Here is a 7855-nt window from a genome sequence, read left to right as displayed (position 1 = left end):
GTGGTCGCCCATGCCGCCGCGTTGAAACGGCGGGGAGTCGCCCGGCCGGGTGAGCAGGTGAGCAACCCCGGCGCGGGACCAGAACGCCGCGACGTCATAGGCGGCGCGGTCCGCGTCCGGCCCGGTTTCGCCGTAGCCGGTGATTAACCCGTACACCAACCGTGGATAGTCGGCCGACAGCGAACCGAAGTCGAATCCCAGCCGCTGCAGCGCACCGGCCCGCACGTTGGTCACGAACACGTCGGCAGCGGCGAGTAATTGATGTGCATGACGACGGTCTTCGTCGACGCCGAGGTCCAGAACGATGCTGCGTTTGGAGCGGTTGTCCAAGTCGAACGGCGGGTTCAGATCCAGATCCAGGCCCAACATCGTGCCGAATCTGCGGGCGGGGTCACCGGCCGGCGGCTCGATCTTGATTACGTCTGCACCCCAGTCGGCGAGGATCCCGGCCGCTGCCGGACCGGCCACCCACACGCCGAGTTCGACGACTTTGACGCCGTCCAGCGGTCCGGGCATACTCGGCATCCTCTCGTCGACTCCGCCACAGCAACATAAGCACTCCAGTTGTGAGCCTTACCAGGTCCCCGCCGGAGTACCGTCAGTTCTCACCGTCCCCGTGAGGAATGCGAATCATGAGCCAGCCCCCGGGCACACCGGTCGGCGAACCGGAGTCTCCGCGAGGCCCGTGGCCCGGCCCCCGTCCGCCGGGTGGCTATGGCACACCGCCACCGCCGTACCCCCCCGGTTTCCTGCCGCCGCCTCCCCGTCGCGCAAACGGCCTTGGTACCGCATCCCTATTGGTTGGCCTGGTCGCCCTGCTGGCGACGCTGTCGATTTTCGGAGGTGTCATCCTCGGTGTCACCGCCGTGGTCTTAGGGCTTGTCGCGCGCAGGCGCGTGAAGCGCGGCGAAGCCACCGGCGCCGGCGCTGCGCTGATTGGCATCGTTCTCGGCGTGATCGCCGTCGCCGCAGGCGCGTTCATCATCTGGCTCGCCTTCGGCACGGAAGTATTCAACGAGGACTATCAGCACTGCCTCGGCGAACGAAACGGGCACGCGGAGTTCTGCCAGCAGTATCGCTGACCGGAAAAGGTGACTGAGTTATGACCCTGGTCGCCGGGCGCGGTCCGCTGGGCAATGATCCCGTCGGATGGTTCTCTCCCCCGCTACCCGCCGAGTTGGTCTACATCGAACCTCATCCCCGGCGGGTTCAGGCATTGCGTGGCGGGCAGTCCGTGATCGACACCGAACGCGCGTTGCTCGTGCATCGGCGAAACCACCCGCTGTCCTACGCATTTCCCGCCGACGACGTCAACGGTCTGCCCAGTCGACCGGTGCCCGAGGCAGCCGGCTTCGTCCACGTCCCGTGGGATGCGGTGGACACCTGGCTGGAAGAGGGCCGCGAGCTCGTGCACTACCCGCCCAACCCGTACCACCGGGTCGACTGTCGCCCGACCACCCGGCGGCTGCGGGTCGAGGTCGCCCGTACCACGCTGGTCGACACCGAAGACACCGTCATCGTCTTCGAGACCGCCCTGGAACCTCGCCTCTATGTCGATCCGAGGCATGTGCGCACCGACCTGCTGCGGCAGACCGAGACGTCGACCTACTGCAACTACAAAGGCGTGGCGACCTACTGGTCGGCCGCAATCGGCGACACGGTCGTCAACGACGTGGCCTGGAGTTACCTGGATCCACCGCCCGAAACCCGGCCGATCACGGGGTTTTTCAGCTTCGACGCCGCCCACGCCGACGTTCTCGCCGAATTGCCCGCGGTGGCTCAGGAGTTCGGGGGCGAATAGTTCGGCCGCCCCAGCCCCAACGTGTGCTGAGCGATCATGTTGCGGAACACCTCCAGAGTGCCGCCGTAAATGCCCATCGGCGACGCCAGTCGGAAGAGGTACTCCGCGGCCCCGTCATCGGCGGCCCCGGTGGTGCCGGACGGTAGGGCCGACGCTGCACCCAGCACGTCCATCAAATCCGGCGCGACGTCCCGCATGGTCTGGGCGATGGCCACCCGTCCCAGTGGCCCCGGGCTGCTCAGCGCCGCCTCCAGGCGGGCGATGTCGCGGCCCAGCCGGTAGGCCACCGACCGGTCATCGAGCAGCCGGCGGCCGTCCGGACATTTCTGCGCGGCGATGCTCACGGCGGTGTCGACCGCTTCGGCCATCAGCGTGCCGTGTCCGGCCATTGCCGCAATGTCCTCCAGCCCCTCGGCGTCGCGTTCCACCGTGCCGTGTTCGGCGTTCAACGCGTCCCGCAGCACCGCCCAGCCTCGGTTGACTTCTCCGATGCGGTATCTGTCGCTGACCCGAACATCGGTGTAATAGACGGCGTTGGTCCGGTCCCCGTCGACGGTCCGGATGCGCTGGATCACGACACCCGGCGAACCCAACGGCACCAGGAACATGGTGAGGCTTTGATGCTTGGCCGCCCGGGGGTCGGTGTTGGTCACCAGGAAGACGTAGCCGGCGTTGTGGGCGTTGGAGGTAAACATCTTGGCGCCGTTGATGATCCAGCTGTCGCCGTCGCGTACCGCGCGGGTCTTACACGTCGCGATGTCGGAGCCGCCGTCGGGTTCGGTATAGCCCAGGCACAGCCGAATATGGCCGGTCAGCACACCGGGCAGCACCTCCTCGATGAGGTCCCTGGACGCGCACTGCTGCACCGTGTGCGCCACCATGCCCGTGGTGCCCCAGTGAAACCACGGGGTGTGCGCCCGGGCTATCTCCAGGTTCCAGATCCGACGGCGCAGCGCGCTGAACCCGCCGTCGGCTTCCGGCGTCCAGTCGCCTGCCAGGTAACCCGCGGCCCCCAGTGCCAGATGCACGGCCTCGTCGAAGTTCTCGCCGGTTTCCCGATCCCGGCGGCGCACCTCGTCGGTGACGTGCACGTAAAGAAAGTCACGCAACTGGTCGCGGAACTCGCGGTCCTCGCTGGGGAGTTCGACGAATGAGAAGTCCATCGGCGGCGTCGTGTTGCTGCCGGCTACAGCCGCGCTTCGGTTTTGATTGCGGTATCGCTGGTGCGCAGTGGGCGGATCAACGCCTCCTGGGCGAACGACGCGAGCAGCTCACCCTCCTCGGTGTGCACGGCGCCACGCACATACGACATGCCCGCGCCCACTTGCGTGCTCTCGTGCGTGTACAGCAACCACCCGGTCCAGGTCACCGGCTCGTGGAAACTGACCGTCACCGTCATTGGCGCGGTAGACACCGTCACATGCGACTGGCTGGTGCCGATGCCTTCGTGCGCGCGCATCGTGGTCGAGATGCCCAGATGGCCGGTGAAGTAGGCGATCAGGGCCTTCGCCAGATCGTCTCGGGTGGGGATCGGGTCGTAGTGCAGCCAGGCGTACAGCTCCGGCGGCCCCACCTCGTCGGGGCTGTTGACGTCGACCACGTCGACCAGCCGCAGTTCCCGACCGGTCATCGGCATCGGCGAGGCGTTGGCATCGACGGGCGCGGCGACGTCCGGGCGCGGTAGGTGGTGGCGGATGACGTCCGGCGACGGTACGTCCAGCAGCGTCGTCACAGCGATGCAGCGGCGGCCGTTCTGCACCACATGGACTACCGCGGTGGCGGTGGAGCGGCCCTCGTGCAGGACGTCGATGTTGAAGTCCACGGGTGGTCCGACCAATACCGCGCGGGCGAACACTGCATGCGCAGAGCGGACCGATTTGTCCGGGAACCGTTTGGCCACCACGACAATCGCCTGCGCCAGCAGCTGAGTGCCTTCCACCACCTGGCGCTCGTCGTCGCCGGCGATCCCGGTGTCGCCGCTGAACCTGTCGGGCTTCTCTCCGGGTCGCGCGTCGAACAAATACAGGAGGTCAGCGACCGACCAGTGCGTCTGCTGAGATTCCGTTGTCACTTAGCGAGAGTGACATTCTCAACGAATCTTGTAAAGCCTCGCCCGCAGCGTTGCCGGGTGTCAGCCGGCCTCGATGACCAGAGTCTTAAAACGCTCGATGATCTCGAGCGCGCGCGCCAGGCTGTCGCCCGGCAGCCCAACCTGCACCCAGGTGACGCCGAGACTGGCCAGCTTGTCCAATGCGCTGAGGTAAGCGTCGGCGTTGAAATCGTCGGCGGCCGGATCACCGCCCTCGATGTTGCTGAACACGATGTCGATCGTCGACCAGTCGCGGCCCGCGTCGTCGATCCGGCGGCGCAGGTCGGTGATCCCGTCGGCGAGACGTTCGAGCGAGTCGAGCGTTGCCGTGCGGGCGGTCTGAGCCAGCGCGGCCGGCGCGGCGAACGGGCACCAACCGTCACCTTTGAGGGCGACGCGGCGGCGGGCCGCGCCGGTGTTGCCGCCGATCCAGATCGGTGGGTGCGGCTCGCTGATTGGTCGCGGATGCGCGGTGATGCCGCGGGCAGTGAAATTTCTGCCCTCGAACGAGATGTCATCGGTGGTCCAGATCGCGCGGATCACGTCAAGGGCTTCGTCGAAGAGTTCGGCGCGCTGTTCGTAGTCGACGCCGAGAGCGGCGAATTCGCGTCTGAGATATCCGACCCCCACCGCGAGTGTGAACCGGCCGCCCGAAAGTAAGTCGAGCGTCGCCCCGGACTTGGCCACCACGAACGGATTTCGGTACGGCAGCACGACGATGTTGGGAATGAGCCGCAAGGTCGTGGTGCAGGCCGCGGCGAATCCCATCGCCACGAACGGATCCACCGCGTCGTGTCCGCCGGCTTCCAGCCACCGTTGACTGGGCGCCGGGTGGTCGGTGAAACCGAAGCCGTGGATACCGGCCGCTTCGGCGGCCGCGGCGACCGCGGCGATGCCCTCGCCGCTGACGAGCTCCGGATCGTAGGGGTGGCGGTGCATCGGGTGGGTGATGGTGAACCGCATCTGCCGCTCCTGGGCTGGTGGCCGATCGTACGGACATCACACTAAGGGCATGACACTCTATCGATATTCTGTAAAGCTAGCGGGATGGCCGTGCGAGCGGTTCTATAACGACGATAAAGGGGTGGAGCAGTTGGGCGTGACATAGGAATCGTGACGACTTGGGAGCATCAGATGTTGTCGACCGTTGAGACGCTCGCACCGCTGGTCGAAGGTTTCTGCTTCGGTGAAGGCCCGCGCTGGTTCGAGGGACTGCTGTGGTTCTCCGACATGCTCGGCGAGGCGGTGCACACCGTCAATCTCGCCGGCTCGGTGACCACGCTGAAGCTGCCCGGGCATGCCCCGTCGGGGCTGGGCTTCCGACCCGACGGCTCGCTGCTGATCACGTGTGCCGAAACCCGCCGGCTGCTGCGCTACGACGGCGACACCGTCGCGCCTATCGCCGACCTGACCGACTGCACACCGGCCAACCTCGGCGACATGGTCGTCGATCACCTCGGGCGCGCCTACATCGGGTCGCAGGCATTCGAGGGCGGGGTGATCATGCGGGTGGATCCCGACGGCAGCATCACCGTCGTGGCCGACCGGCTCGACTTCCCCAACGGCATGGTCATCACACCGGACCGCACGACGTTGGTCGTCGCCGAATCCGTCGGCCGGCGGTTGACCGCCTTCCGTATCGGGCAGGACGGCTCACTGCGCGACCGGAGCGTCTTCGCCGACAGCCTCGAGGGACCGCCGGATGGCATCACACTCGACGCCGACGGGGGCGTGTGGGCGGCGATGACGCTGGCTCACCAATTCCAGCGGATCGTGGCCGGCGGCACCGTGACCGACCGCATCGACATCGGCGACCGCGCCGCGATCGCGTGCACGCTGGGCGGTCCCGGGCGCCGCACGCTGTTCCTCGTGTCGAGCAGCGACGCCTACCCCAAGCGGCTGGTAGGCACCCGGCTTTCGCGAATCGACACCGTCACCGTGGACTTTGCGGGCGCCGGACTGCCGTGAGAGCTGCAAGATGACCGACTCGTATTACGAGCTCGTCGACGACGCCGATCCCCGCGGCCAGAAATTCCGAGCCACCGACCTGGTGCGCAGCACCTGGTCGGCCGCCATCCAGCACGCCGCACCGGTGTCGGCGCTGCTGGTCCGCGCACTCGAGCGGTGCGCTGCGCGCGACGACACCCGGCTGAGCCGCGTAGTCGTCGACCTCTTGGGTCCGGTGCCGGCCGTAGGTGATTTCTGGGTGAGCGCGCAGATGCAGCGGCCCGGCAGACAAATCGAGCTGCTCAGCTCCGAAATGCTGGGTGTGGGCCCGGACGGCCAACCCCGCCCGGTGGCACGCGCCAGCGGATGGCGGTTGCAGCAGCTGGACACCGCCAACGTAGCCCACGCGGCGGCACCGCCTCTTCCGCCGGTCAGCGAAGGCCGAAGCCGCAACCTGGAGCGAAACTTCGACCGCAATTACGTGCACAGCCTGGACTGGCGCTGGCTCACCGAACCGCTGAACGCCGGCGCCGGTGAATCCTGGATAAAGCCGACGGTCAACCTCGTGCACGGTGAGGCCATGTCGCAGCTGGAACGGCTGTTCACGGTGGCCGACGACGCCAACGGCATTGGCAGCAAGCTGGACATCACCAAGTGGACGTTTCTCAACACCGATCTGGTCGTGCATGTGCACCGGATCCCTGAAGGAGAGTGGACCGGTATCCGCGCGGAGACCAATTACGGGCCGGACGGGATCGGCACGACCATCGGGACGTTGTTCGATGAACGTGGCGCAATCGGCGGGATTCAGCAGTCCGTGTTGATGCGCCGCCGGTCCGGCTGACGCGAAACACCGAGACAATTCGACATGATTCGTAAAGTTTAGATATGGATCGCACGTCGGCCCGCGAGGGTGACACTTCGACACAGCAGCGGATCCTGGCGGCCACCGCCGAGGTGCTCAGCCGCAACGGCAAGCGGAAACTCAGCCTGTCGGATGTGGCCGCGCAAGCCGGCGTCTCACGCCCGACGCTGTACCGCTGGTTCGCCTCCAAAGAGGAATTGCTGTCAGCATTCTCACACTATGAACGTCAGACGTTCGAAAGCGGTTTGGCCATGGCCACGGCCGGTCTCAAAGGGGTGGACAAGCTCGACGCCGCGTTGCAGTTCATCGTCGAGTACCAGAACTCATACTCGGGCGTGCGAATGGTCGACATCGAGCCCGAGCACGTCATCGCGCAGTTCTCTCACGTCCTACCGCAGATGCGGGAGGGACTCCAACGTCTACTGCCCGGCCCGGGCGGCGCGGTGAAAGCGGCGACGGCGATCCGGGTCGCGCTCTCGCACTACATGGTGCGCAGCGACGACGCCGATCACTTTTTGGCGCAGTTGCGGCACGCCGTGGGCATCAACCCACGCTGATTGCCCTGCTCCTCCTCGGGCCTGCCGGCCCGCATCGTCTCAGGGCGGCTGATTGCCCTGCTCCTCCTCGCGCCTGCCGGCCCGCATCGTCTCAGGGCGGCTGATTGCCTACTGGTCGAACAGCACCGCGGCGTTCAGATAACCGGTCGGGTCGAACGCCGACTTCACGGTGCGCATCGCCGCAATGTCGGCACGCTCACGCGACATCCCGACGAACGCGCGTTTGCGGGTGCCCACACCGTGTTCGGAGCTGACGTTGCCGCCGCAGTCGGCGATCAGGTCCATCATCGCGGCGTACAGGTCAGCTTCGGCGTCGAGCGAGCAGCGCAGCACGTTCAGGTGCAAGTTGCCCTCTGCGATATGGCCGAACAACACCGGAAAGGCCTCGGCCGCATGCCGGTGGACCAGCTTGCGCGCGTCGCCGGCGAACCTCTCGACCGCTGACAGCGGGAGTGACACGTCGAACTTCAGCGGCGGCCCGTAAACACCCAACACATCGGCGAGTGACTCGCGAACCCGCCACAGCCGCTGCTGTGCGCCGGCGTCGACACCGACAGCGGGCTCGCCGCAGGTTTCGACGTCAGCCAGCGCGTCGG

The 7855-nt window shown here is 66.7% G+C and carries 10 protein-coding genes; 5 read left to right on the top strand and 5 right to left on the bottom strand.

Features of this window, described 5'->3' with window-relative positions; translation table 11 throughout:
* The coding region (locus WA317_RS15075) for a CoA transferase (protein ID WP_425173795.1) at window positions 1-516 on the bottom strand (516 nt) is incomplete at its 3' end.
* Window positions 517-623: 107 nt separating this feature from the next.
* Between WA317_RS15075 and WA317_RS15070 the strand changes: the two genes are divergently transcribed.
* Both WA317_RS15070 and WA317_RS15065 read left to right on the top strand, forming a co-directional pair.
* The gene (locus tag WA317_RS15070) at window positions 624-1082 is read left to right on the top strand and encodes a DUF4190 domain-containing protein (RefSeq protein WP_425173794.1); all 459 of its coding nucleotides are present in this window, start codon (window positions 624-626) and stop codon (window positions 1080-1082) included.
* Window positions 1083-1102: 20 nt separating this feature from the next.
* Window positions 1103-1801, top strand: a complete 699-nt coding sequence (locus WA317_RS15065) for a DUF427 domain-containing protein (RefSeq protein WP_425173793.1) — start codon at window positions 1103-1105, stop codon at window positions 1799-1801.
* Here the strand turns inward: WA317_RS15065 and WA317_RS15060 are convergent.
* From WA317_RS15060 to WA317_RS15050, 3 genes are read right to left on the bottom strand one after another with little or no spacing between them, the layout of a single operon-like run.
* Window positions 1780-2964 (bottom strand): acyl-CoA dehydrogenase family protein, encoded by a 1185-nt coding sequence (locus WA317_RS15060; protein WP_425173792.1) that lies wholly within the window; start codon window positions 2962-2964, stop codon window positions 1780-1782. The genes WA317_RS15065 and WA317_RS15060 overlap by 22 nt on opposite strands.
* A gap of 23 nt (window positions 2965-2987) precedes the next feature.
* A complete protein-coding gene (locus WA317_RS15055; RefSeq protein WP_425173791.1) occupies window positions 2988-3872 on the bottom strand; it encodes an acyl-CoA thioesterase in 885 nt (294 codons plus the stop codon).
* 60 nt (window positions 3873-3932) lie between these two features.
* Entirely contained in the window at window positions 3933-4853 is a 921-nt protein-coding gene (locus WA317_RS15050) for an LLM class F420-dependent oxidoreductase (RefSeq protein ID WP_425173790.1), read from the bottom strand.
* A gap of 171 nt (window positions 4854-5024) precedes the next feature.
* Between WA317_RS15050 and WA317_RS15045 the strand changes: the two genes are divergently transcribed.
* The 3 genes from WA317_RS15045 to WA317_RS15035 are packed head-to-tail and all read left to right on the top strand — an operon-like array spanning window position 5025 to window position 7259.
* The gene (locus tag WA317_RS15045; RefSeq protein WP_425173796.1) at window positions 5025-5858 is read left to right on the top strand and encodes an SMP-30/gluconolactonase/LRE family protein; all 834 of its coding nucleotides are present in this window, start codon (window positions 5025-5027) and stop codon (window positions 5856-5858) included.
* Between the two features lie 10 nt (window positions 5859-5868).
* Window positions 5869-6681 (top strand): thioesterase family protein, encoded by an 813-nt coding sequence (locus WA317_RS15040; protein WP_425173789.1) that lies wholly within the window; start codon window positions 5869-5871, stop codon window positions 6679-6681.
* Between the two features lie 44 nt (window positions 6682-6725).
* Window positions 6726-7259 (top strand): TetR/AcrR family transcriptional regulator, encoded by a 534-nt coding sequence (locus WA317_RS15035; protein ID WP_425173788.1) that lies wholly within the window; start codon window positions 6726-6728, stop codon window positions 7257-7259.
* 108 nt (window positions 7260-7367) lie between these two features.
* Here WA317_RS15035 and WA317_RS15030 read toward each other — a convergent pair.
* The coding region (locus WA317_RS15030) for an FAD-linked oxidase C-terminal domain-containing protein (protein WP_425173787.1) at window positions 7368-7855 on the bottom strand (488 nt) is incomplete at its 5' end.

It is taken from the genome of Mycobacterium sp. (assembly GCF_049802695.1).
Lineage (GTDB): Bacteria > Actinomycetota > Actinomycetes > Mycobacteriales > Mycobacteriaceae > Mycobacterium.
Note: the sequence above shows the minus strand (reverse complement) of the source record. Positions and strands in the feature narration are given on the sequence as shown.

Bases quoted from the DNA above. Each gene is read 5' to 3' on its own strand.
- WA317_RS15070 (WP_425173794.1), top strand. From the start codon at position 624: ATGCGAATCATGAGCCAGCCCCCGGGCACACCGGTCGGCGAACCGGAG.
- WA317_RS15065 (WP_425173793.1), top strand. From the start codon at position 1,103: ATGACCCTGGTCGCCGGGCGCGGTCCGCTGGGCAATGATCCCGTCGGA.
- WA317_RS15060 (WP_425173792.1), bottom strand. From the start codon at position 2,964: ATGGACTTCTCATTCGTCGAACTCCCCAGCGAGGACCGCGAGTTCCGC.
- WA317_RS15050 (WP_425173790.1), bottom strand. From the start codon at position 4,853: ATGCGGTTCACCATCACCCACCCGATGCACCGCCACCCCTACGATCCG.
- WA317_RS15045 (WP_425173796.1), top strand. From the start codon at position 5,025: ATGTTGTCGACCGTTGAGACGCTCGCACCGCTGGTCGAAGGTTTCTGC.
- WA317_RS15040 (WP_425173789.1), top strand. From the start codon at position 5,869: ATGACCGACTCGTATTACGAGCTCGTCGACGACGCCGATCCCCGCGGC.
- WA317_RS15035 (WP_425173788.1), top strand. From the start codon at position 6,726: ATGGATCGCACGTCGGCCCGCGAGGGTGACACTTCGACACAGCAGCGG.